This window comes from Streptomyces sp. 3N207 (genome assembly GCF_052246355.1).
Lineage (GTDB): Bacteria > Actinomycetota > Actinomycetes > Streptomycetales > Streptomycetaceae > Streptomyces.
This window is the reverse complement of the sequence record NZ_JBQQBV010000009.1, coordinates 151,569-172,972: the sequence shown is the minus strand read 5'-3', so window position 1 is coordinate 172,972 and position 21,404 is coordinate 151,569. Positions and strand designations below refer to the sequence as shown.

At 71.6% G+C, this 21,404-nt stretch carries 19 protein-coding genes; 8 read left to right on the top strand and 11 right to left on the bottom strand.

Translation table 11 applies throughout. The features are described from left to right. Positions 1-195: 195 nt before the first annotated feature. Entirely contained in the window at positions 196-2,034 is a 1,839-nt protein-coding gene (locus ACTWP9_RS16450; protein ID WP_443246902.1) for an IucA/IucC family protein, read from the bottom strand. Next, positions 2,031-3,245, bottom strand: coding sequence for an ATP-grasp domain-containing protein (locus ACTWP9_RS16445; RefSeq protein WP_443246901.1), 1,215 nt, complete (start codon positions 3,243-3,245; stop codon positions 2,031-2,033). Before ACTWP9_RS16445 ends, ACTWP9_RS16450 begins: the two co-directional genes overlap by 4 nt. A gap of 438 nt (positions 3,246-3,683) precedes the next feature. On the opposite strand from ACTWP9_RS16445, the gene ACTWP9_RS16440 reads away from it, so the two are divergent. Continuing rightward, on the top strand, positions 3,684-4,571 hold the full coding sequence (locus tag ACTWP9_RS16440) for an iron-sulfur protein (RefSeq protein WP_443246900.1): 888 nt from the start codon (positions 3,684-3,686) through the stop codon (positions 4,569-4,571). Positions 4,572-4,660: 89 nt separating this feature from the next. Here the strand turns inward: ACTWP9_RS16440 and ACTWP9_RS16435 are convergent, their stop codons facing one another. From ACTWP9_RS16435 to ACTWP9_RS16425, 3 genes are all read right to left on the bottom strand, one after another. After that, positions 4,661-5,971 carry an MFS transporter gene (locus ACTWP9_RS16435; RefSeq protein ID WP_443246899.1) on the bottom strand — a complete coding sequence of 437 codons (1,311 nt, stop codon included), beginning with the start codon at positions 5,969-5,971 and terminating at the stop codon, positions 4,661-4,663. After that, the gene (locus ACTWP9_RS16430; protein ID WP_443246898.1) at positions 5,971-7,113 is read right to left on the bottom strand and encodes a PLP-dependent cysteine synthase family protein; all 1,143 of its coding nucleotides are present in this window, start codon (positions 7,111-7,113) and stop codon (positions 5,971-5,973) included. The genes ACTWP9_RS16435 and ACTWP9_RS16430 overlap by 1 nt, the downstream gene beginning before the upstream one ends. 621 nt (positions 7,114-7,734) lie before the next feature. Then, positions 7,735-8,175 carry a hypothetical protein gene (locus ACTWP9_RS16425; RefSeq protein ID WP_443246897.1) on the bottom strand — a complete coding sequence of 147 codons (441 nt, stop codon included), beginning with the start codon at positions 8,173-8,175 and terminating at the stop codon, positions 7,735-7,737. A 377-nt stretch (positions 8,176-8,552) separates the two neighbouring features. On the opposite strand from ACTWP9_RS16425, the gene dhaK reads away from it, so the two are divergent. The 3 genes from dhaK (at position 8,553) to ACTWP9_RS16410 (ending at position 10,986) form a co-directional block, all read left to right on the top strand. Further along, complete coding sequence (gene dhaK, locus ACTWP9_RS16420) at positions 8,553-9,545, top strand: dihydroxyacetone kinase subunit DhaK (protein ID WP_443246896.1); 993 nt, start codon at positions 8,553-8,555, stop codon at positions 9,543-9,545. 278 nt (positions 9,546-9,823) lie between these two features. After that, positions 9,824-10,567, top strand: coding sequence for a dihydroxyacetone kinase subunit DhaL (gene dhaL / locus ACTWP9_RS16415; RefSeq protein WP_443246895.1), 744 nt, complete (start codon positions 9,824-9,826; stop codon positions 10,565-10,567). A 2-nt stretch (positions 10,568-10,569) separates the two neighbouring features. Further along, positions 10,570-10,986 (top strand): PTS-dependent dihydroxyacetone kinase phosphotransferase subunit DhaM, encoded by a 417-nt coding sequence (locus ACTWP9_RS16410; RefSeq protein ID WP_443246894.1) that lies wholly within the window; start codon positions 10,570-10,572, stop codon positions 10,984-10,986. On the opposite strand, the gene ACTWP9_RS16405 is transcribed toward ACTWP9_RS16410, so the two are convergent. Continuing rightward, on the bottom strand, positions 10,971-11,834 hold the full coding sequence (locus ACTWP9_RS16405) for a hypothetical protein (protein WP_443246893.1): 864 nt from the start codon (positions 11,832-11,834) through the stop codon (positions 10,971-10,973). The two genes, ACTWP9_RS16410 and ACTWP9_RS16405, sit on opposite strands and share 16 nt — an antisense overlap. Positions 11,835-12,552: 718 nt before the next feature. Between ACTWP9_RS16405 and ACTWP9_RS16400 the strand changes: the two genes are divergently transcribed. After that, on the top strand, positions 12,553-13,755 hold the full coding sequence (locus ACTWP9_RS16400) for a cytochrome P450 (RefSeq protein WP_443246892.1): 1,203 nt from the start codon (positions 12,553-12,555) through the stop codon (positions 13,753-13,755). Between the two features lie 83 nt (positions 13,756-13,838). Here the strand turns inward: ACTWP9_RS16400 and ACTWP9_RS16395 are convergent, their stop codons facing one another. Continuing rightward, the gene (locus ACTWP9_RS16395) at positions 13,839-14,336 is read right to left on the bottom strand and encodes an NUDIX hydrolase (protein ID WP_443246891.1); all 498 of its coding nucleotides are present in this window, start codon (positions 14,334-14,336) and stop codon (positions 13,839-13,841) included. A gap of 50 nt (positions 14,337-14,386) precedes the next feature. Next, a complete protein-coding gene (locus tag ACTWP9_RS16390) occupies positions 14,387-14,557 on the bottom strand; it encodes a hypothetical protein (RefSeq protein WP_443246890.1) in 171 nt (56 codons plus the stop codon). Positions 14,558-14,770: 213 nt separating this feature from the next. On the opposite strand from ACTWP9_RS16390, the gene ACTWP9_RS16385 reads away from it, so the two are divergent. After that, positions 14,771-15,745 carry a sensor domain-containing protein gene (locus ACTWP9_RS16385; RefSeq protein ID WP_443246889.1) on the top strand — a complete coding sequence of 325 codons (975 nt, stop codon included), beginning with the start codon at positions 14,771-14,773 and terminating at the stop codon, positions 15,743-15,745. A 128-nt stretch (positions 15,746-15,873) separates the two neighbouring features. Here the strand turns inward: ACTWP9_RS16385 and ACTWP9_RS16380 are convergent, their stop codons facing one another. Continuing rightward, positions 15,874-16,491, bottom strand: a complete 618-nt coding sequence (locus tag ACTWP9_RS16380) for a hypothetical protein (RefSeq protein WP_443246888.1) — start codon at positions 16,489-16,491, stop codon at positions 15,874-15,876. 162 nt (positions 16,492-16,653) lie between these two features. After that, positions 16,654-17,466: a glutamate racemase gene (locus tag ACTWP9_RS16375; RefSeq protein WP_443246887.1), complete on the bottom strand. Its 813-nt coding sequence runs from the start codon at positions 17,464-17,466 to the stop codon at positions 16,654-16,656. 164 nt (positions 17,467-17,630) lie between these two features. Between ACTWP9_RS16375 and ACTWP9_RS16370 the strand changes: the two genes are divergently transcribed. Further along, on the top strand, positions 17,631-18,782 hold the full coding sequence (locus ACTWP9_RS16370; protein ID WP_443246886.1) for a glycosyltransferase: 1,152 nt from the start codon (positions 17,631-17,633) through the stop codon (positions 18,780-18,782). A gap of 42 nt (positions 18,783-18,824) precedes the next feature. On the opposite strand, the gene ACTWP9_RS16365 is transcribed toward ACTWP9_RS16370, so the two are convergent. Next, the gene (locus ACTWP9_RS16365) at positions 18,825-20,237 is read right to left on the bottom strand and encodes a TerD family protein (protein ID WP_443246885.1); all 1,413 of its coding nucleotides are present in this window, start codon (positions 20,235-20,237) and stop codon (positions 18,825-18,827) included. 402 nt (positions 20,238-20,639) lie between these two features. Here ACTWP9_RS16365 and ACTWP9_RS16360 point away from each other — a divergent pair, with 402 nt between their 5' ends. Then, the gene (locus tag ACTWP9_RS16360; RefSeq protein ID WP_443246884.1) at positions 20,640-21,338 is read left to right on the top strand and encodes a DUF6643 family protein; all 699 of its coding nucleotides are present in this window, start codon (positions 20,640-20,642) and stop codon (positions 21,336-21,338) included. Positions 21,339-21,404: the final 66 nt, after the last annotated feature.

Genomic DNA, 21,404 nt, shown 5'->3' with positions numbered 1-21,404 from the left:
GCCGGACTCCGGTACGGACGCGGCGGCTCCGGGAGGGCGCAGAGATCTCGGTGAGGTACGGCGGCAGACCGAGGGCGGCGAAGAATGCCACGAAGCAGCAGTCGGCGACGGCCTGCACCTGGCGGCGTCCGACGGCAGGTTGCACGGGTGGCGTGCCGGTCGGGGCCGGGCGGATGCGGGGTGGTGCGGGAGCGCTCATCGCGCGCCTTCCGTCGAGGCCACGCGGAGCAGGTAGTTGGGGCCCGAGGTGTAGTGCTTGTTGATGTCTGCGGCACCGGAGCGCTCCTTGGTGAGGAGAGTACCCGCCGTGATCATCGCCTTGACCGGCAGCCTGGGCGCCTCCAGCACGCGCTCCCGCAGCACCGCACCCGCTTCGCCCAGACGTGTACCGAGCGCTTCGACGCACTCGGCGAGCCGGTCCCGTACCGGGCCCAGCAGCCGCTCCAGCGGGGCGCGGCCCTGTCGGGCGAGGCCGAAGGCGTAGGCGCCGACGCACAGATGGAGGGTGATGGTGGTGAACAGATCGGTGACCGGCCCGTCGTCCTCGGCGAAGATCCGCGGGTCCTCGAAGCCGGCGGTGCCGGGCGCGTCGGTGCCCAGGGTGGCGTGCATGCGGGCGGCGTTGATGCGCGGACCGTCGTTGTCCTTCAGCAGCAGCCGCAGCCGGGTGCCGCCGCCCCCGTCCCGGTCGAGGACGAGGGAGACGTTCTGCTGGTGGGACTCCAGGGCGATGCCGTAGCCGAACAGTGTGGTCTGCCAGTCGAGGAGCAGGCGGAGCGCCGCATCGAGCAGGGCTGCCGGGTCACCGCCGTGGAAGCGGTCGGCGAGCCGGTCGATGACGAGCCCGCCCCCCGGCGCTTCGCCGAGCAGCGCGGCCATCGGCACGACGACGGAGCCCTCCAGACCGGACGGGTAGCGGCGGCACAGCACTGCGAGAAGTTCGTGCCCCGCGTGCGCGTACGTCCGTTCGTCGGCCAGCAGCACCGTGTCCCGGAAGCGGGGCTCGCGGGCGATGACCTTCTCCAGCAGGCGTTGACCTGCGGCGCCGTCGGCGAGAGTGCCGGGCTTGATGGTGCGCCGGTTGCGCAGGCCCAAGGTGGCCGTGGCGAGCGGCAGTTTGAGGTGCAGGGCGGGCTCGTCGACGAGGGCGACCGTACGCATCGACAGCGTCGGTACGGCCTCCAGATGCCGGGCTTCGGCCAGGCGTGCCCGGCCCTCCAGACCCGCCGCACGCAGCGCAGCACGCAGCGGCGTGCCGATGCTGAGCGGGTGCACGGGGAGCGCGAGGTGGTCGCCGTCCGGACCGGGCAGGCCCAGCGCCGCCGGGGTCGGCCAGCACTCGGGCAGCGCCTGCTCGCCTGCCGGCAGGGTGAGGGTCTCCCGGGGCAGGACGAGCCAGCGCAGCGCGAAGCGGGGGTGGAACTCGGGTGCGTAGGCCCGTAGTTGCTCCTCACCGAGACCGGAGCGGCCGCGTGCGGTGGGGTAGACGGGATGGTCGTGGCGGGCGGCGAGGGTGTCGTGCCCGAGGCCCCCGGCCAGTCCGGTCCAGCCGGCCGGGTCGGCGCCGTAGCGGGCGACGAGGCGGTCCGCCGTCTCCGCACGGGTGTCCGCGTGCAGCCGCATGGTGGACAGGGTCTGCCGGCACTCCTCGGCGAAGTCGTCGAATCCGGCGCGGTCCTGCGGGTCGGCCCGCGTGCGGAGGGCACCGACGATCTCGTCGGGTGCGGTGAGTTCGCGGGCGGCGGTTCCGCCGTACGGCTGGTGCAGCAGCAGCGGCAGCCGGGCCCGCCATACGCACTGGAAGCCGTCCTCGGTGACGGGCAGGAACAGCGTGCCGACTTCCGCGCCGTCGAAGCGTCCGCCGTGCAGACGTCCACCGTCCAGACGCAGCCATGTGCCGTCCTCGCGCTGCTCGGCGCGGCTACGGGTGCGCAGGCCCGCCACGTCCTCGCGCAGCAGGGCGTCGAGGACGCGCAGCGCCAACTGCTCCTCGCAGTGTGCCGTGCAGGTCGCGGGGATGTCCGTCGTGGTCATGGGGTGATCTCCCAGCGCTGCTCCGCGAGGAAGTCCTCCACGGCCCGGTCGACGGACTGTTGATCCGTACCGTCCGCTCCGAAGGCACGCACGACGCCGAGGAAGTCGCGGTTGGTGCCGTACAGCTCGTGCCGCTCGCCCACGGCGCGCGTGGGCCGGTAGGCGAGCTGTATCCCGCCCGTCTCCCGATCACAGGCACCGGGTGCGGAGGTGAGCGTTCCGCCGCGGTCGGCCAGGGGGAAGACGACCCGGGCGTGGGCTCCGGTACGGACGGCCAGGTCGGCGGGGAGCGGCTCGCCGAGGTGGGTGCGCAGGATGTGTTCGAAGAGGGGGATGTCCAGCAGCTGTGCCAGCAGCAGGTCGCACTGGTCGCCGATGGCACGGTAGTTGACCTCGATGATGCGGGCCCGGCCGTCGGAGACGACGAACTCCGTGTGGCAGGCGCCGAAGCCGACGCCGAGCGCGTCGAGCTGCGCCAGAACCTGCCAGGCGATGTGCTCGGGGTGGGCGGCGACATAGCGGTGCCCCTTCTCGACGAAGACGGGCGGCGGGGACAGTTCGCTGTGGAAGCCGCCCAACAGGTGCCGGACGCGGCCGTCGCCCAGGGTCTCCAGGGTGTGGAGCTCGCCGGTCAGATACTCCTCCACCACCAGCGGAACACCCGAGCGCCGGGCCCTGATGTCCTGTGCGTACCGCACCAGTTCGTCCGGCCCCTCGGCCAGTACCACGTCCTCGCTGGCCACGCCCTCCCGCGGCTTGAGTACGCACGGGTACGGCACGGGGAGCGCGCGGAGCTCTTCCGGGTCCCGGCCGGCGGGGAGTTCGACCGCTCGGACGGTGTCGGTGCCGGTGGCTGCGAGGTGACGGCGCAGCTGCGCCTTGTCCTTGGTGCGCAGTGCGGCACGCCAATCCTTGGCGGGCAGGCCGAAGTAGTCCGCGGTGAGGGCGGCCTGGGCCTGGAGGTGGTCGCTGTTGGTGAAGACCGCGTCCGGTACGTGGTGGGCGGAGATACGGCTGATGAGCGCGTGGAAGTCGCGGACATCGCATTCCAGGACCTCGACCCCGTCGTCACCGGTGCCGGTCCCGGAGCGCGTGTGTGCTTCGGGCTGGTCGGTGAGCAGAGTGACCTGGAGGCCGAGCCGTCGGGCAGCGGGCAGGAAGCCGTCGGTGACCGAAGCGGTGGGGTTCAGGGCGAGCAGATAGAGCCGCATGGCAGTGAGCCGATCCGATTCTGCCGGGTGACGGAGGGGGCGTTGGTGCATTCGTGCGTTCGTGCGGAGGGAAGGCGGACGCGGGGACGGGCGTACGCGGCGGTGACGGACGTCCCGATGGATACCTGCCGGTCGGTTTGTTACGGGGAGCATGACCTCGGTGGTCCTGGCCACATCGGCGGCGAGGAGCACCGCCGTCAGGAAGAGCGGGGCCCAGCGCCGTACGCAGGGGAAAGGCGACGCATCCGGAGGCGCGGCCGGTCGGACCATGAACACGACGAGGAACATAAGTTAGGCAAGCCTAAGGGGCAAACTGCGCCCCGCAGAACAACCGTCTGATCCATACCAGTTGATCAAACCAGAGCCAGCGCCACTAAGGTGAGCCTTACCTTTCCGCTCCTCTCCGTCGACCCATGCACCCCAAGAAGGAAATCTTCGATGAGCACGCCCCGGGCTTCCCGGCGCACACCGCACCTCCCCCGCCCCGCCACGACGTCCGGTCCCGACGTCCTCACCGCGCTGTACGAGCGGGTCATCGCCACCTGCGAAGCGCTGAACGCACGGGTCGCGACGGCGGACGGCACCGGCCTCCCGCGCACCCTCTCCCAACAGCAGGTCACTGGCGCGGCGTTGAGCCATGACCCCGCGGCCCTGGACCGCTTCGTCTGCGCGGAGTCGGCCCGCATCCAGCGGCGCGACGCGCACACGGCCCGCAGGCACGTGGCCGCCTCACGCGCGCTGCACGGTTACGCGTGGTCCGTCGCCCTCCTGATGAGCGGCGCCTGGTATCTGGAACGCCGCGTGCCACGCATCCGGCCGGGCGACGTCCGGGTCGACCTGGAGACGGGAGCCGTGGAAGTCACCCCGGGCCAGACGTTCTCCTGCCTCGCGGACGACGAGGCGACGCGCGACAGCCCCGGGGCACGGGCGCTGGTCGACGAGGAAGCGCTCCGCGCCGAGCTACGGTCCGCCGTCGCCGATCATCTGCGCCCGCTGCTGGGCGCAATCGAGCCCGAAGTCCGACGCGGGCCACGGGCGTTGTGGGGGATGGTGGAGGACGACCTGGTCTCCGGCCTCTGGTACCTCGGCCGCATGCTCGGCCAGGAGGAGGACGCCGCCCGCGCAGCGACCGAACTGTTGCCAGGGCCCGTCCCGCCTTTCCCCGGCGGCGCCGGCTTCCGGCGCCTCACCGACAGTTCCGGCCGCTCCCACCTCACCCGCACCCGGCTGGGCTGCTGCCTCTACTACACGATCGGCACCGCACAACCCTGCCTCACCTGCCCGCGCACCAGCGACGCGGAGCGGCTGCGCAGGCTGGAGCACTAGGATCGGCGCGGCCATCGAGCCGATCTCCTCACATCAGCACGTCACGACGTCACGACGTCACGACGTCACGACGTCACGACGTCACGACGTCACGCGGTCGCCGTCTCGGAGCGAAGAGGGGCGAGTTGACCGGTGCGGTGCAGCCCGTGGAGCGCGGTCGCGCAGACCAGACCGACAGCGCACAGTACGAGCCACGGCAGCGCGGACAGCCCTGCGGCGCGGGCGGCGTCCAGTGCCGTGCCGGTGAGCAGGTTTCCCACTGCGATGCCAAGGCCGCTGACGGTGTTGTAGAGGCCGTAGTGCGTGGCCACGAGCCGGTCGCCGGAGAGCCGGACGATGGTGTCCATCTCGAAGGGATAGGCCATCATCGTGCCCATCGCCAGCAGGAACGCTGTGAGTGTCGGGGGCACGGCCACCAGCAGCCAGCGTCCCACTCCCCCTTCCGGCACCGGGACGGCGGTAACTGCGAGCAGCGGCAGAAACGCCGCCCCCATCAGCAGCAGCCCGCGGCTGAGCGCCTGGCCCGGTGCGAGGCGGGCCTTGCACCAGTCGGTCACCCGGGTCTGGGCGAGAATCGTACTCAGCCCGGAGACGGCGAACAGCAGCGCCACCGCCGAGGTCCCGGTCAGCCCCTGCCCACCCAGCCGCCGGACCTCCAACGGCAGGGCCAGATAGATCTGGAAGGACAGCACGTACGAGCCGACCATGGCCAGGGAGAAGAGCAGGAACGGGCGGTTGGTGACCACCACGCGCCATTGCGCGAGGACGCTTTCCCGCTGCTCGTCCGCTCGGCCCTCGTCCGCCCGACGGGCGGGAAGGGCACGGATCTGCACGGCGCTCAGCACCGCGAAGATCCCCGCAGAGACCAGGCAGGTGACGCGGAAGCTCAGCCCGGTCAGCGCCATGCCCACCACCGGGCCGAGCAGGATCCCGGCCTGGTAGTAGACGTTGAAGAGCGCGAACGCCTCCACCCGCCGCTCGCCCGCGCCGGCGGCCAGGTATGCCCGTACGGCGGGGTTGAACAGCGCACCGGCCAGTCCCGTCGCTGCCGAGGCGGCCAACAGCGCGGGCAGCGAGTCGACCAGACCGAGCACCGCGAAGCCGACGGTACGCAGCACACAGCCCGCGATGATCAAGGGCTTGTAGCCCAGCCGGTCGGCCAGCGTGCCTCCGACCAGGAACATGCCCTGCTGGCTGAAGTTCCGTACGCCCAGGATCAGTCCGACCAGCCACCCGGCCAGCCCGAGGGTGCCGGACAGATGCTGGGCCAGGTAGGGCATCAGCATGTAGAAGCCGAGGTTGATGGTGAACTGATTGGCCATCAACAACTGGACGCTGCGCTCGTACCCGCGCGTCCGCGCGATGAGCGACCCGACGGGTTTGCGTACGGACGTCGCCATCAGCCTTCCCCCTGCACCTGGCGCTCGGGAAGCGTCAGCGGGTCGACGACCTCGGTACACCGCGTCCAGCGGGTGACCTCCTTCTCCCCCAGGCTGCCGATCACCTCGGGGTCCGGAGCCGGAGGAGCGTTCAGCAGGTTGTGGGCGGCGCAGTAGTCGTCGTCGAACACGGTGTTGAGGTAACGCTGCGGGCCGTCGGGGAAGACCGCCGCGATCCGCGCGGTGGGCGGCAGCGTCCGGGCCAGCCATCCGGCGACGAGCGCCACGGCGCCCACGCTCCAGCCGCCGGTGGCGTAGTGCGAGGTGGCGAGCCGACGCGAGGCCCAGACCGCTTCGCCGGGCGCGACCCAGTGGACCTCGCTGAAGTGGTCATAGGCGACGTTGCGGGGATGGATGCTGGAGCCCAGCCCCCGCATCAGCCGATTCCGGGCGGGCTGCCCGAAAATGGTGGAGCCGACAGTGTCGACGCCGACGAGCCGCAGCCCGGGGTGGAGCTGGCGCAGCACGCGGGAGATGCCGGCCGAATGGCCGCCGGTGCCCACGCTGCACACCAGGACATCGATGTGGCCCATCTGGGCGGCGAGTTCGAGGGCGAGCGGGGTGTAGGCGGCGACGTTGTCCGGGTTGTTGTACTGATCCGGGCACCAGGAGCCCGGCGTATCGGCGAGCAGCCGTGTCACACGGTCACGGCGGGCCTGTTGCCAACCGCCCGTCAGGTGGGGCTCGTCGACGACCTCGAGCCGGGCGCCGTAGACACCCAGCAGCCGCGCCATGGAGGGTTCGAGGCCGGGGTCGGTGACCAGCGTGACGGGGTGGCCGTGCACCAACCCGGCCAGTGCCAGCCCCAGGCCGAGGGTGCCGCTGGTGGACTCGATGACGGGGGCGCCGGGACGGAGTTCGCCCCGCGAGCGGGCACGCTCGACCATATGCAGCCCCGGTCGGTCCTTGATGCCGCCGGGGTTGAAACCCTCCAGCTTCGCCCAGAAGCCGCGCCCGGCGGACGCTAAGGGCCGGCTCACCCGGATCAGAGGCGTCCGGCCGACCAGGCCCGCCAGTGCCGCGCGGTCGGGGGACAGGTGGGCGATGTTCGCGGTGTCGCTCGTATCGATGAAGCTCGTATCGATGAAGGAAGAGTGCATCATTCCGCTCTCGTTCGAATGGTGGCGTGCACGGGCTCCGGCACGGTCCGCGTTGTGCGGCGGCCGTGCGTGCCGCTTCTACACACGCCACCGGCAGACGAACAGCAGAGTGGTGCGGCCGGGCCGGATCAGACCCGGTCTCCGGGACGGGGTGGCGAACCCTGCCCGATGCCGCCCGGCTTCCTCGCCTCCTGAGTCGGCGCGAGCAGACGACGCGCCGGAGGCCGACTCCTTCGAGCCGCGGGGCTGTTGCAGGACCTGGGCCAGGTGATCGTCGGCGGAGCAGGAAGCGGGCGGGTGAGGGTGCGGAGACGGGGCCGGAGACGACGCCGGGGCCGGGGCCGCGCCCCGATCGACAGAGACAGCGCGATCGACAGAGAAGGCGCGCGAGTTCCGCGCGGGCACATCGCCGGCGTGGCTGAAACCGGCCGGGGCACAGACAGCCGCCGCAACGGCCAGCAGCAGACTCAGCAGGCCCCATACGAACATGGTTCGGGTGCGGTATGACGACACGGGTCCTCCGCGCGGCCCTCGGCACCCCGGATGTACGAGGGCTGGGCAGCGCACACAGGTCGGCACGGAAAATGACGGGATCGCGAACGGCGGATGTCCGCCCCCGCCCGTCTAGATCCGCAGAATCGTCGCCGTTCCGGACCCGGCCGCATCGGCTGCCGTACCGCCTCCGGCCGCATGAGCAGTCGGCCTCGACGCGGACTCGTCCCGCGCGGACGACGTCCACGGCGCGGGAGCGGGACCTGGATCATCGAGGACGAAGCCGTCCTGCGGCGGCCCCGCGAGACACTCCAGCGCATGGTGTGCGGCGTCGGGGTGACCCTCGTGACCCTCGTGCTCCCCGTGCTCGTGGTGCACTGCCGCCGCTCCCCCGGCCTGTGCGGAGCCCGGCTGGACCGCCACGGCCCCGCCGAGGTGACCGGTGGCACCCCCGGCGCCCGCACCATGCGTATACAGCAGTCCCAGCAGGAGCGCAGCCAGGGCAAGCGTCCACAGCGAACCCGCTGTTGAGCGGAGCCGCCCGGCACCCGGCTGCAAACCTGCTGTGATCACGCCGTGATCCTAGCCGGTCCCTCGGAAGACGAGGGCAGCATTGCGGACAAAGCCGAGGCGGCCACCGCGTCACCGGCGACGTGGTCGTCAACCCTGAGATGGCCTGACGGCGGACCGCCCGGCTGCCATTCCACCTCACGTGTGCGTCGAGTATCGCGCTCCCCCGGTGAAGGCCATACCCTGTTGCGCCAGCAAAGCCATCGCACCCTACGCCTGCCTGTACGTGACGCCTGAGACGAAGCCTTCCCGAGCCACCCGTCCCCTCGACTCCACTCACACCCCGCCGGGGCCGACCTCCCGCCTGTCCGCCCATACCTGCTACGACCTGTAAAGACGCAGCTCACAGATGTGGCTGCTCCCCTCACCAGGAGGTACGCATGAGAATGTTGATCAATGTTCCGGAATCCGTGGTGCCCGACGCGCTGCGCGGGATGGCGGCGGCGCATCCGGACCTGACGGTGGACGTGGAGCGGCGGGTGGTGGTCCGGCGGGACGCGCCCGTCGCCGGAAAGGTGGCGCTGATCTCGGGCGGCGGTTCGGGGCACGAACCGCTGCACGGCGGATTCGTGGGACCGGGGATGCTGGACGCCGCGTGTCCGGGCGAGATCTTCACCTCTCCCGTCCCCGACCAGATGGTCGCCGCCGCCGCAGCCGTGGACAGCGGGGAGGGCGTGCTGTTCATCGTCAAGAACTACACCGGGGACGTGCTCAACTTCGACATGGCCGCCGAACTGGCCGAGGACGAGGGTGTGCGCGTCGGCAAGGTGCTGGTGGAGGACGACGTGGCCGTCACCGACAGCACACACACGGCCGGGCGCCGGGGTACGGGCGCGACCCTGTTCGTGGAGAAGATCGCGGGCGCGCTCGCCGCCGAGGGAGCGCCGCTGGAGCGGGTGGAGGCTGTCGCACGTCAGGTGGCCGACTCGTCACGCAGCTTCGGGGTGGCGCTGAGCCCGTGCAGTACGCCTGCCAAGGGCGGCCCGATGTTCGAACTGCCGCCGGGCGAGCTGGAGTTGGGCGTCGGTATCCATGGGGAGCCGGGCCGCGAACGACGGGCGATGATGACGGCAGGCGAGATCGCTGACTTCGCCGTCGACGCCGTACTGGAGGACCTGCGGCCCGAGGAACCCGTGCTGGCGCTGGTCAACGGCATGGGGTCGACGCCGCTGCTGGAGCTGTACGGGTTCTGCGGAGAGGTGCACCGGGTCCTGGCCGAACGCCGGATTCCGGTCGCCCGTACTCTCGTCGGCAACTATGTGACCTCGCTGGACATGGCGGGTGCCTCCGTGACGCTGTGCCGGGGCGACGAGGAACTGCTGCGGCTGTGGGACGCACCCGTGCGCACCCCGGGGCTGCGTTGGGGCGTCTGACCGCGCAGCACCTGGCACCGACACGGCACGGTACGGCGGGCGAGAGCACGGCACGACAGAGGGCAGTTCGGCGTTACAGCAGTGGCGCGGTAACAGCAGTGCTGCAGTAACCGTGGAACAGCAGTGGACGGCAAGACGGCAGCAGTACGCAGGAGCGCGGCGCAGCAGTACCGCCGTACGGCAACACAGCAACCAAAGCCGTGCGGTACGGCAGCGCGGCAGTACTGCTGCAGCGAGCAGCACAGCACCAGGATCGGGACAGCGGCGAAGGAGCAAGAGTGAGCGGCAAGGTGACGAACGACGCCGGCGGGTCCGGTGACGGTGGCGGCGGCAGCGAAGGCGTACAAGAGCTGGACGCCGCCTTCTTCGCACGCTGGATGACGGCCGCGGCGGACGCGGTCGCCCGCGAGGCCGACAGGCTGACCGAGCTGGACTCGGCGATCGGCGACGCGGACCACGGCGGCAACATGCGCCGCGGCTTCGAAGCGGTACGCGAGGAGCTGGGCGAGGAGGTCCCCCCGACACCGGGCGCTGTGCTGATGACGGCGGGAAGGAAGCTGGTCTCGACGGTCGGCGGAGCCTCCGGACCGCTGTACGGAACGCTGCTGCGCCGTGCCGGCAAGGTATTCGGCAGCGCGGAACAGGTGAGCCGGGAGGAGCTGGCAACCGCGCTGCGTACGGGGATCGAGGCGGTGGCGCAGCTGGGTGGCGCCGTCGCGGGCGACAAGACGATGCTCGACGCGCTGTTCCCGGCCGTCGAGGCGCTGGCGGACAGCGGCGGCAAGGACTTCGAGGCAGCACGTACGGCGGCCGAGCAGGGCGCCGAGGAGACGGTGCCGCTGCAGGCCCGCAAGGGCCGGGCCAGCTATCTGGGCGAGCGGAGCATCGGCCACCAGGACCCGGGCGCGACCTCGGCGGCGCTGCTGGTGGCCGCGCTGGCGGAAGCGGACGCCGCACAGGATGCGGAGGGGGATGCGGAAGGGGCCGGTTCCGGGGAGAGCGACAGCGGCGGGAGTGAGTGAGCGTGGCGGACACGAACGACGGCAAGCGGGTCGGGATCGTTCTGGTCTCGCACAGCAAGGAGGTCGCCGACTCGGTCGCGCGGCTGGCCGCCGGGCTCGCCGGGGTGCCGAACGCGCTGGTCACCGGCGCGGGCGGGCTGACCGACGGAAGCCTGGGCACCAGCGAGGAGCTGATCGTCGAGGCCGCGCACCGGATGGACGAGGGAGCGGGCGTCGCGCTGCTGGTCGATCTGGGCAGTGCGGTGCTGACGGTCAAGACACTGCTGGCAGAGGGTGACGAACTGCCCGAGCCCGCCCGGTTGGTGGACGCTCCGCTGGTCGAGGGCGCAGTCGCCGCCGTCGTGACGGCTGCGGGCGGCGGCGACCTGGCAGCGGTGGCCTCGGCAGCGGAGGAGGCGTACACCTACCGCAAGCTCTGAGCTGTGGTGAGGCGTCGGCGCCCGAGCTGGGTGTCGGCGCCTTCCCCCGCTGTGCCCCGCGGCCCGCCGCCCGCTGCGCCCCCCGGCCCGCTCTGCTCGGCACCTTGGTCGAAGTCCCGGCTGTCATGCCGGTCGAAGTCCCGGCTGTCATACCCGTCGAAGCCACGGTCGTTGCGCAGGTCTGGCCCCCGGCCGGACCCCGGCTCGAAGCCCTGCCCGAGGCCGCGCTCAAGGCCGTACTCAAGCCCCCGTTCGGGGGCGCCGTCCACGCACCCCCGTTCGGGGGCGCCGTCCATGCAACTTCCATGGCCCTGTTCAACGCCGCCTTCGACGCTGCCAAGGCCACCTTGAACGCCACCTTGAACGCCGCGTTCAAGGCCGCGTTCAAGGCCGCGTTCCAGGCCGCCTTCGAGCCCTCCCTCCAGCGCACCTTCCCGCCCACCTTCCAGGCCACCTTCGACGCCGTGTTCGATGCTCAGTCCGGAGCGTCGATCAGTGCGCCGGTCCGGGCGTCGGTCGGAGCTCCGGTCCGCGCGGCGTTCCAAGCGCCGTTCGCGGCCCGTGACGGCCACCGTCGTGGTGGGCGGCGGGCGCCATGGCGTGCGGCCGCCAGGGGACTGCGGGGCCGGGGCTGTCATCCGGGTCCGGGCGCGGTGGGCTGCCTCGGCCGCCATCCGGGTCAGCGTTCCGGCCAGCGCGTACCGCCCGTATCCGGTGCGGAGCACCAGCCCGTGCTCCGCAGCCTGCGCCAGGAGCTTGTTCGCATTGGAGGCGCTCAGTCCGGCCCGCCGGGCTATCACGCTCAGCCGATGGGGAGTGCCCGGATCCTCCCGCTCCAGCGCCGTCATGGCCGCCAGTAATGCGAACCCTCTCGCCGCGCTCACCAGGCACATCCGGTTCCGGAAAGCTTCTTCTGCCCGATGCCCGGGCGGTGTTGCGCCGGACGGCACGCCAAGCTCTTCGCCATAGATATACACCTTTGAAGTCGTTCAGACTTCGGGGATCTTCACAGTTTGATCACCGAAGCAATCCCCTCACCGTCGTTTCGGATGCCCCGCACCGGTCACCCGCATTCACCAGCAGTTGCGGAATCCGGGACTCAGCTTGGAATGTGACGCTCACTTTTCCTCCCATGGAAAAGTAGGCGCCCGCAATCCGCCATCCCCTTGCGCGGAGCGCACCGGCTGTCGGAGGGTGACCACGGCCACCATTCGGCCACGACGACCAACAGGGAAGGCGGAAAGTAGGGGGCTCCTTTCACATCCACGCCCTCGGTAGTGCTCTCGGCATCGATTGCCAGGGACGCCCATGCCCGATCCGACGTCGGGGCGGTGGCCTGTTTCCCCTTTCGGGAGCCGGATTTCGTACCGGACCCGAAGAAAAATCCAGCCGTCTTGATCCAGTGACGGCGGGCCTTGATAACCCATGCGGAAGGGAGACAGCGCAATGCGTTACTTCTACTGATGAGTTCGCCGTCGTCGCGGCCGCGCACAACCTTGCGTGGCCGCGGACGGTCCGGCCCTTCACATCACCCCCCACTCCACCCGGACCCGAGAAAGGCTGGCCATGACGGGAACGGCGGCACCCACACAGCGGGACCCCCTCTACGACCCCCTGGCTCCCGACGTCATCGCCGACCCGTACGCCGTCTACCGACGACTGCGCGAGCACCGCAGGGTCTACCGGCATACGCAGCTCCGCGCGTGGGTGCTCACCGGGTACGCCGAGTGCCGTCAGGTCCTGGGTGGCACCGCCGCGTTCGGCTCCGACTTCCGCAGGATGGGCGAGGACATCCCGGACGCACAGCTGAGTGTGCAAACCCTCGACCCGCCCGACCACGGAGCCATCCGTCATCTGCTCGTCTCCGCGCTGCACGCCCGCTCCCACACGGCTGTACAGGACACAGCGGCCCGGCTCGCGGCGGACCGTACGGCAGGTCTGCTCGGCGTCGGCCGTTCCGTCGATCTCGTCAGTGCGTTCGCCCGCCCGCTGGCCCTGCACACGATGTGCGACTTCCTCGGTGTCACCGCGCCCGACGGGCCCTGGCTGGAGGAGCTGTCCAACGCGATCGTCCGCAGCATGGACGCGGGACTTGAGCCCTCGCGGGCCGAGCCGGGGACCAAGGCGAAGGCCGAGCTGAGCCGGTTGGTGAGCGAGTGGCTGGAAAACGCCGACGAGGGCGGGTTCATCGGCGCCGCGCGCGTCGCCCACGCCCAGGCTCCGGACGTATCGGAGGCGGTGCTGGCCAACTCACTGCGGGGCGTGTTGCATGCCGGATACGAGTCGGTCAGCCGGCTGGTGGGCAACGCGCTCGCCCGGCTGGTGGCCGAGCCGACGCTGCTCGCCCGCGCGGTGGCCGAGGACCGACTGGACGCGCTGGTCAACGAGTTGCTGCGACTCGACGGGCCGGTGCAGGCCGCTGCCCGGGTGTGCGTCGCGGACAGCGAGGTCGGGAGCGAGCGGATACGGCGCGGCGAAGAGGTCGTCCTGATGCTGGGCGCCGCCGACCGCGATCCCGAGGTCTTCGCCGCCCCGGACGCCGTCGACCTGACCCGGCGCAAGGGGATTCACCTGGCCTTCGGCCGCGGTGCCCACGCCTGTCTGGGCGCGGGACTCGCAAGCTTGCAGCTGCGCGCGGTGCTCGCCGCACTGCACGCGGCCGGGATCGGCTTCGAGCCCGCGGGCCCCGCCGAGTACGAACGCACCGCGACGCTGCGCGGGTTGCGCACGCTCCCCGTCACTGTCCGCGGCACCGCCTCCGCCCGCTGACCGGGGGCGGAACCACGCATTCCGGCGCTCCTACCGGCCGGCTGTGAGCTGCGGGAGTCCCGCCGGAATCCTGGCTCGCTGCGTCAGTCGCCCGCGTGCGGCGACGTTGCAAACCAGGCGGGACCCTCCTGGGCGGCCTGCTTGATGCGGAAGTATGCGTACTCCTTCATCGTCGGCAGCTCGTCCAGGCCGAACCAGCCGACCTCGAGGGACTCCTCGTCGTTGACCCGCGCCACGCTCGCCGCTTCGGCGGTGGCACGGCAACGAAAGGTGATGTCCATGAACTGGCAAATATCGCCGTTGGGGTAGGTGACGGGCTTGTCCGGGCCGTACACGAGGACGACGCGCTCCGGAACGCAGCGCACATTGGTCTCCTCGAACACCTCGCGCACCGCGCAGTCCGCAGGCTGCTCGCCCGGCTCCGGGATGCCGCCGATCAGGGACCACTGGCCGGTATCGGCGCGCCGTCCCAGGAGCACCCGCCCTTGGTCGTCGAAGACGACCATGCTGACGCCGGGCAGGTAGAGCAGCTGATGCCCTGCGGAACGCCGCAGTTCGCGGATGAAGTCGGGAGTCGCCATGTCCCGAGCCTACGTCCCCGGCGGCACGCCCCGCACGACGTACCGCCAGGTCAGGCCGCGCGCCGGTCCCGCAGCATCCAGAGCCCCGCGCCGCAGGCCAGCACGCCCAGCCCGGTCAGCACACTGAGGACTATCCCGGTGGCGCCGCCGGGCCCTGCGAGGCTGAGGAAGACGTTGGCGACGACGCAGGCGGCGAGCACGAGCCAGAGCAGGGGCTTCACAGGACTCCTCCATGACGAGAGAACAAACGAGGAACGAGAGGACAAACGAGCGTGGATGCGTACGAGCTCAGCGGGTGGGCGAGCCCGGACGCGTCCGAAGCTGTCTCCCACTCTCCCCGTCCCCCGGCCACCAACCCATAGCGCTGGCTCCCGAATCGAAGGTGTAGCCAGCACTACCGCGCGAGGGACCCAGACACGCATACGCTGATCGTCATGCGGCGGGTCACGGTGCAACAGGTGTTGCGGAGCGCGGTCCGGGCCTCGTTCCACCTGGTGGCGGGGGCCGGGCTCAGCCTCGTCTGCTACCTGATGAACGGCTTGATGCTGCTCGCCGCCGCGGCGACCGCGTGCATCATCGGCGCCGGCATGCTGCCCGAGACCGTCCGGGTGCTGCGCGGGCTGGCGGGCTTCGAGCGGCGGAGGGCCGCCGCCTGGCTCGGCTCCTCTGTCCCCGAGAAGTATCTCCCGCTGGATCAGGGCTCGTTGCTGGAGCGCGTCCAGGCCGCGGTGACCGACCCGGGCACCTACCGGGACCTGCGCCGGCTGGCCGTGCAGCTGCTGTACGGGCTCGTCCTCTGTTACGTGGCGATGGTGCTGTGGCCCCTCGGGCTGCTGGTCGATGGTGCGTGGTGCGGGCGCGCCCGCCGTCCGGCCGTGCTGCTGCCCCGGCTGACGGAGCTCGCCACGCTTCAGGCCCGAATATCCCGCCTGCTGCTTCTGCCCTCCCCCAGCGCCCGGCTGTTCGAACGGGTCGACCAGCTCGCAGCGACCCGCGCGGGTGCCGTGGCGGCGCACGGCGCGGAGCTGCGGCGCATCGAGCGGGACCTGCATGACGGCGCACAGGCGCATCTGGTGGCGCTGTCGATGCGGCTGGGTCTGGCGCGCCGCGCCTGCGACCAGGGCCCGACCGCCGCCCGCACGCTGCTGGACAATGCGCAGGACCAGGCCGAGGAGGCGCTGGCCGAGCTGCGGCACGTGGTGCGTGGCATCCATCCGCCGGTGCTCACGGACCGCGGACTGGTGGGCGCGGTCCGGGCGCCGGCAGCAGGGAGCGGACTGAAGGTCTCGGTCGTCACCAGGGGCCGGCGGACGGGCCCGAGGACGCAGCGCGGGCTCCGGCCGCCGTGGAGGCCGCAGCGTACGGCCGTGGGTCGAGCGGGGCGTGTGCGCTGGGGCGCCCGAGCATGAGCGTCCTTTCCCTGTGCGGGAGTGCCACGTGGACGCTATGCAGCGCGCGGAGACGGGAGGAGAGAGCGTGCTGGTGTCCCGGGGTGGAGCCCACTCCACCCCGGGACACCGGGGTAAGAGGCCCCGGATCAGGTCCGCAGCGCTTGCAGGCGGGCGCGGATGTGGCGGACGGCCGCCTCGGCGTCGTCCACCGTGACGGTGAACAGCCGCCCGTCACCCAGCCGGAGGACGAACCCCTCGCCGCGGCGGATGACCACGGCCGTGCCCTTCTCGGGCCGCCAGCGGTAGCCCCAGCCGCCCCAGTGCCGTGGGGTGACGCTGGGCGCGTGGTCGGCCTCGATCACGTCCCGCAGGTGGATACGGCGTCGCGGCACACCGGCATGGCCGCACCGCACCTCCAGCGTGTCCCCCTCGACCTTCACCTCGACGTGGACGAAGGCGAGCGTGCCGAAGAGGATGAGCAGGCCGACCGCGACGCAGCCGACGACGGACATGACCAGCGGCACGAGCCCGCCGGACCATGTCACGTCAACCGCGAGGTCGATGCCGAGCGCCACGCAGCCGGCGCCGAAGGCGGCGAGCGCCCATTGCAGCCGGCTGGTCGCCCGCCCGGTCCACACATCGGCGCTCGGCGGCAGCACGATGTCTTCCAGGGGCCTGGGACGGGTGGTGGTGCGGTCGGTCTCGTCGCGGGATCCGGCGCCACCCTCGGCGAGTGGGGCGCCGTCGCAGGGATGGTCACTCATGTTCGGCAGATTACTCCCGGCGCCCCGCACCGGCAGCTCGCGCAGGCCGTGGCCTCCCGGATGCCGACCCGGCACGCTCCGTAAGGACGAGCCACGGTCTGTAAGTGGGAGCCACGCTCCGTGAGGAGGAGCCGCGCTGCGTCGAGAAACGGAGGCGGGCGCTCAGCCTTGTACGGCGGTCGCCTCGGCCTCCGCGGTGGCGAGCAGGCGGCCTTCCGCGTAGGTGAGTGCGGCTTCCGGGAGGGTGGCCACCCGGCCGCTGTGCAGGACGGTGAGGCTCCCGGTGGGCGCCGCGCCGGGGTCCGGCTGGGCACGCGCGCGGCGCAGTGCCTGGGCGCAGACGGCGGCGGCCGAGCCCTGGAGCGCGGGACCGGCCGGGCGGTCGCCGCGCAGTGCTTCCCGGATGCGGTTGCCGACCAGCTCGTAGTGGGTGCAGCCCAGGACGACGGTCTCCACGTCGTGGGGGGTGAGTTCCGCGGCGGCCTGAACGGCGGCCGTGATCAGGTCCTCGTCGCCGCTTTCGATGGCATCGGCGAGCCCGTGGCAGGGCACTCCGGTGATGTCGGCGCCGTTCCCGAACTCCTCGATCAGTCGGCGCTGATAGGGGCTGCCGGTGGTGGCAGGGGTGGCCCAGATGGCGACGCGGCCGCCGGTGCGGACGGCGGCGGCCGCCGCCGGCTTGACCGCGGGGACGGTACCGATGACCGGCAGGGCGGGCTCCAGCTCGGCGCGGAGGGCGGGCAGCGCGTGCACGGAGGCGGTGTTGCAGGCGACGATCAGCGCGTCCGGCCGGTGTGCGGCGGCGGCACGGGCGACCTGGAGCGCTCGCTGGGTGATGTCGTCACTGTCGCGCGGCCCCCAGGGCAGACCGTCCGGGTCGGAGGAGAGCACAACGTCGGCGTCGGGCCGTGCGCGGCGTACTGCCGCGGCTGCGGCCAGCAGGCCGATACCGGAGTCCATCAGCGCGATCTTCACGTGAAGCAACTGTACTTCACATGCTGCGAGGGCTCCGGTTGCCGCAACGTGGTGGGTCCGCACCTCGCTGCGCCCGGCGCGCCCTCCCGCTGCGGAAAGGGGCGGGCCCGTCCGGGGCGCGGCGGGGTGCCGGTGGCTTCCGGCGTACGGCAGACTGCCGCACGATGAGCGCGCTCACCTGGACCTCTGCCGTTCCGCTCGCCTCGCTGGCCGCGTGGGTGTGGCTGCTGCTGGGGCAGGGCTTCTTCTGGCGGACCGATGTGCGCATGCCGCCCTCGCCCGGGGACGGGGAACCGGTGAGCTGGCCGTCCGTCGCGGTCGTCGTGCCCGCCCGGGACGAGGCCGAGGTGCTGCCGCTGACCCTGCCCACACTGCTCACTCAGGACTATCCCGGGCATGCCCGGATCCTGCTGGTGGACGACGGTTCCATGGACGGCACCGGCGCGCTCGCCCGGGAGCTGGCCCGGCACGCCCCGGACGGGCCGCCGTTGACCGTGCTGAACCCCGGCGAGCCCGAGCCGGGCTGGACGGGCAAGTTGTGGGCCGTACGGCACGGCCTCGCGCACGCCCGCTCCGGCCCGGAGAAGCCGGAGTTCGTGCTGCTGACCGACGCGGACATCGCGCACGAGTCCGACTCGCTGCGCCGTCTGGTGCGCGGGGCGGTCTCCCAGCGGCTCGATCTGGTCTCGCAGATGGCGCGACTGCGGGTGCGGACGGGTTGGGAGCGGCTGATCGTGCCCGCTTTCGTGTACTTCTTCGCGCAGCTGTATCCGTTCCGCCGGGTCAACAACCCAGGGGCACGCACAGCCGCGGCGGCGGGCGGGTGTGCGCTGCTGCGGACGGAGGCCGCGGTACGTGCCGGGGTTCCGGACAGCATCCGGGACGCCGTCATCGACGATGTGACGCTGGGCCGTGCGGTCAAGCGGTCGGGCGGCCGGATCTGGTTGGGGCTCGCGGAGCGGGTGAGCAGTGTGCGCCCGTATGTGGGGCTGGGGCCGCTGTGGCGGATGGTCTCGCGCAGCGCCTACGCGCAGCTGCTCAACAACCCGCTCCTGCTGGTGTGCACCGTCGTGGGACTCGTTCTGGTGTATGTGGTGCCGCCGGTGTCGGCGTGCGCGGGCTCGCCGGTGGGCGGGGCGGCGTGGCTGGTGATGACGCTGTCGTACGTGCCGATGCTGCGCTACTACCGGCAGCCGCTGTGGCTGGCGCCCCTACTGCCGGTGACTGCCGTCCTGTATCTGGCGATGACCGTCGACTCGGCGGTGCAGCACTATCGGGGCCGGGGTGCGGCATGGAAGGGCCGTACCTACTCCTGAACGTGCGGACCGCGGATCACTTCTCCACAGTGCGGCCGTGCGTCACTTGCGGCCCGGCGTCCACTGCATGCCCCAGCCGTACTCCTCGTCCACGGTGCGCTGCGGACTGATGCCGCGCCGGGGCACGAGATAGCGCGCTTCGCGGCGGACCATCAACTCGCCGTTCTCGTTGGTGATCAGAGCGAGGGCACACACCGTGGAGGGCATGGTGCACTCGTCGAGGGAGAAGTCGACAGGGGCGCCGTGCTGCGGCTGGAGGGTGACGGTGGCGTGCAGCCCGGCGAAGCTGCGGGCCCCCTCGTAGATGGTGACGAAGATGAGGATGCGGCGCAGTTCGGCGACGTGGTCGAGGTTGATGGTGAGGTTCTCGCCCGTCTCGACGGCGCCGGTGCGGTCGTCACCGTCGAGGTGGATGTAGGGCGGACGGTCCAGCGCCCCGAAGGAGTTGCCGAGTGCCTGGACGACGCCCTTGCGGCCGTCGGCGAGTTCGTAGAGGGCGCACAGGTCCAGGTCGGGCCCCGTGAGCGCGCCCATGGCGCGGGTGAGCCGGCCCGCCAGACCCTTCGGCGGCTGCGCCTGGGTGGTCCAGTTGAGGTTGACCCGCATCCCGCCGGAGGTGCCGCCCTGCTTGGTGAGGGAGACCGAGGGCGCCTCCTTGGTGAGCGTCACCTTGCTCAACCGCACGGGCGCAGCAGGCGGCGCCGGCGCGGCAGCAGGGGCGGGCGCCGCGGGAGCGGTGGGCGCGGCAGGCGGCGTCGGCGCGGCGGGAGGGGTGGGGGCCTGCGGCACGCGGGGGGCCTGCACTCCGGGCGGGGCCGGCACATGCGGGGTACCGACGGTGTGCGGCTGCGGCGGTACGGCGGTGCCGGGTGCCGAAGGGGTTTTACCGGAGGGCGAAGGGCCTGGCGAGGGGTCGTCCACGCTGATGCCGAAGTCGGTCGCCAGGCCCGCCAGTCCGCTGTTGTAGCCCTGGCCGACCGCGCGGAACTTCCAGGTGCCCTGGCGGCGGTAGAGCTCGCCGAGGAGATACGCGGTCTCGCCGGCCGCGTCGACCGGGTCGAAGCGGGCAATCTCCTGGCCCGCTCCCGGACCGCCGCCGACGCTCGCGTCGAGCAGCCGTACATACAGGCCGGGCACCTGGCCGAAGCTGCCGCCGTCCGCGGAGGCGGCGATGACGATGCGTGCGATGTCCGGTTCGACGCTGTCGAGATCGACGGTCAGTTCGTCGGTGCAGGAGGCGCCCCTCGGGTTCTTCCCCTCGTACCGTACGGCGGAGGACGCATGCCGTGCCTGGTTGTAGAAGACGAAGTCGCCGTCGGAGCGGACCTTGCCCTCTTCGGTGAGCAGCAGCGCCGAGGCGTCGACGTCCGGCACGTGCGGACCGGACGACCAGCCGAGCTCGACCCGCACCGCTGTGGCGGGTACGGGGACGTTCGTCCCCTTGCGCATCGTCATGGCCACTCCCCCTGGGCTCGGTTCCCTGTGCGCCGTCCCCAACCTATTGCACGGCGCCGCCGCTGCCGAAGCCCCTGCACCACGACCGGTAGGACTCGAACGGCTGGTGGGGGCATGGGCGTTCTATGTCCTGGCCGGGGGGCTTATGCTTCTGGCAGCTTCTTCTCCCGCGCGCCCACAAATGGGACAGGCGGGAACAAGCCATGTCCCTATGCCTGATCAGCCGTCACTGTGATCGGCATGGGTGGTATTCGCCCTGTTCGGGCTCCCCTGCGCGCGCCCTTGGCGCGGCTGTCCCCGATGGGGTGAACACCGGCGCCTGCCTGCGCTGATGCGGGTGGGACGTGCGTTCCTTCTGTACCTCTCTAGTGCCGATGCTGATTTTGGGCTTAACTTATGAGCATGACCTCCCCCCGCAGCTCTTATAGCGGCGGCTACTACGCTGCACCGTCCTACCCCGAGACGCCGATCTACGACAGTCTCGTCGCCGAGCGGGGCACGCCGCAGATCGCTCCCATCCGGGTGCCGTCGGCCTATGACACGGGAGGCACGGGCAGCGCGCTCGCGGCGCTGCCCCCCGCGCTGCCTTCGGGGCCTGCCGCGCCACAGCACCAGATGCCGCAGCCTGCCCCCATGCAGCACGCCCCCATGCAGCACGCCCCCGCGCCGTCCTACGGCGGCTATCCGGGACCGGCCGTGCCCCAGCCCCAGATGCCCCACCCCGCACAGCAGCAGGCCGCGCCCGCGCCGATGCGGCAGCAGCCGATGCGCCAGGCACCCGCGGCACTGCCGCCCGGCGGTGGCGGAGCCGGACAGGGTGGACCCGTACCGCTTCAGCACACACCCGCACCGCACATCCCGCAGCAGGCACCGCCGCGCGGCTACGGCTACCCGGGGCCGGGGGGCCCGGCACAGCAGCAGCCGCCCATGCAGCCGCAGCAGCCGCAGGTCCAGGTGCAGCAGTACCAGCAGCAGCCGGTGCAGAACCAGGCGACGCAGTACATGCGTCCGGTGGCGCCCCGCCCGGCGGCGCCCCGTCCGATGCCGACGCAGTACGAGGATCCCTACGACGGTCACCAGTACCCGGGCCGCGGGTACTGAGCAGTCCAGGCACTGAAAGAACCGCGAACGATGCCGGCGGGCACCGCCGTTGGGGAGACGGCGGTG

Bases quoted from the DNA above. Each gene is read 5' to 3' on its own strand.
- ACTWP9_RS16430 (WP_443246898.1), bottom strand. From the start codon at position 7,113: ATGATGCACTCTTCCTTCATCGATACGAGCTTCATCGATACGAGCGAC.
- ACTWP9_RS16435 (WP_443246899.1), bottom strand. From the start codon at position 5,971: ATGGCGACGTCCGTACGCAAACCCGTCGGGTCGCTCATCGCGCGGACG.
- ACTWP9_RS16360 (WP_443246884.1), top strand. From the start codon at position 20,640: ATGACCTCCCCCCGCAGCTCTTATAGCGGCGGCTACTACGCTGCACCG.
- ACTWP9_RS16450 (WP_443246902.1), bottom strand. From the start codon at position 2,034: ATGACCACGACGGACATCCCCGCGACCTGCACGGCACACTGCGAGGAG.
- ACTWP9_RS16385 (WP_443246889.1), top strand. From the start codon at position 14,771: ATGCGGCGGGTCACGGTGCAACAGGTGTTGCGGAGCGCGGTCCGGGCC.
- ACTWP9_RS16395 (WP_443246891.1), bottom strand. From the start codon at position 14,336: ATGGCGACTCCCGACTTCATCCGCGAACTGCGGCGTTCCGCAGGGCAT.
- ACTWP9_RS16365 (WP_443246885.1), bottom strand. From the start codon at position 20,237: ATGACGATGCGCAAGGGGACGAACGTCCCCGTACCCGCCACAGCGGTG.
- ACTWP9_RS16445 (WP_443246901.1), bottom strand. From the start codon at position 3,245: ATGCGGCTCTATCTGCTCGCCCTGAACCCCACCGCTTCGGTCACCGAC.
- ACTWP9_RS16380 (WP_443246888.1), bottom strand. From the start codon at position 16,491: ATGAGTGACCATCCCTGCGACGGCGCCCCACTCGCCGAGGGTGGCGCC.
- ACTWP9_RS16405 (WP_443246893.1), bottom strand. From the start codon at position 11,834: ATGACGGCGCTGGAGCGGGAGGATCCGGGCACTCCCCATCGGCTGAGC.
- dhaK (WP_443246896.1), top strand. From the start codon at position 8,553: ATGAGAATGTTGATCAATGTTCCGGAATCCGTGGTGCCCGACGCGCTG.
- ACTWP9_RS16370 (WP_443246886.1), top strand. From the start codon at position 17,631: ATGAGCGCGCTCACCTGGACCTCTGCCGTTCCGCTCGCCTCGCTGGCC.
- ACTWP9_RS16400 (WP_443246892.1), top strand. From the start codon at position 12,553: ATGACGGGAACGGCGGCACCCACACAGCGGGACCCCCTCTACGACCCC.
- ACTWP9_RS16440 (WP_443246900.1), top strand. From the start codon at position 3,684: ATGAGCACGCCCCGGGCTTCCCGGCGCACACCGCACCTCCCCCGCCCC.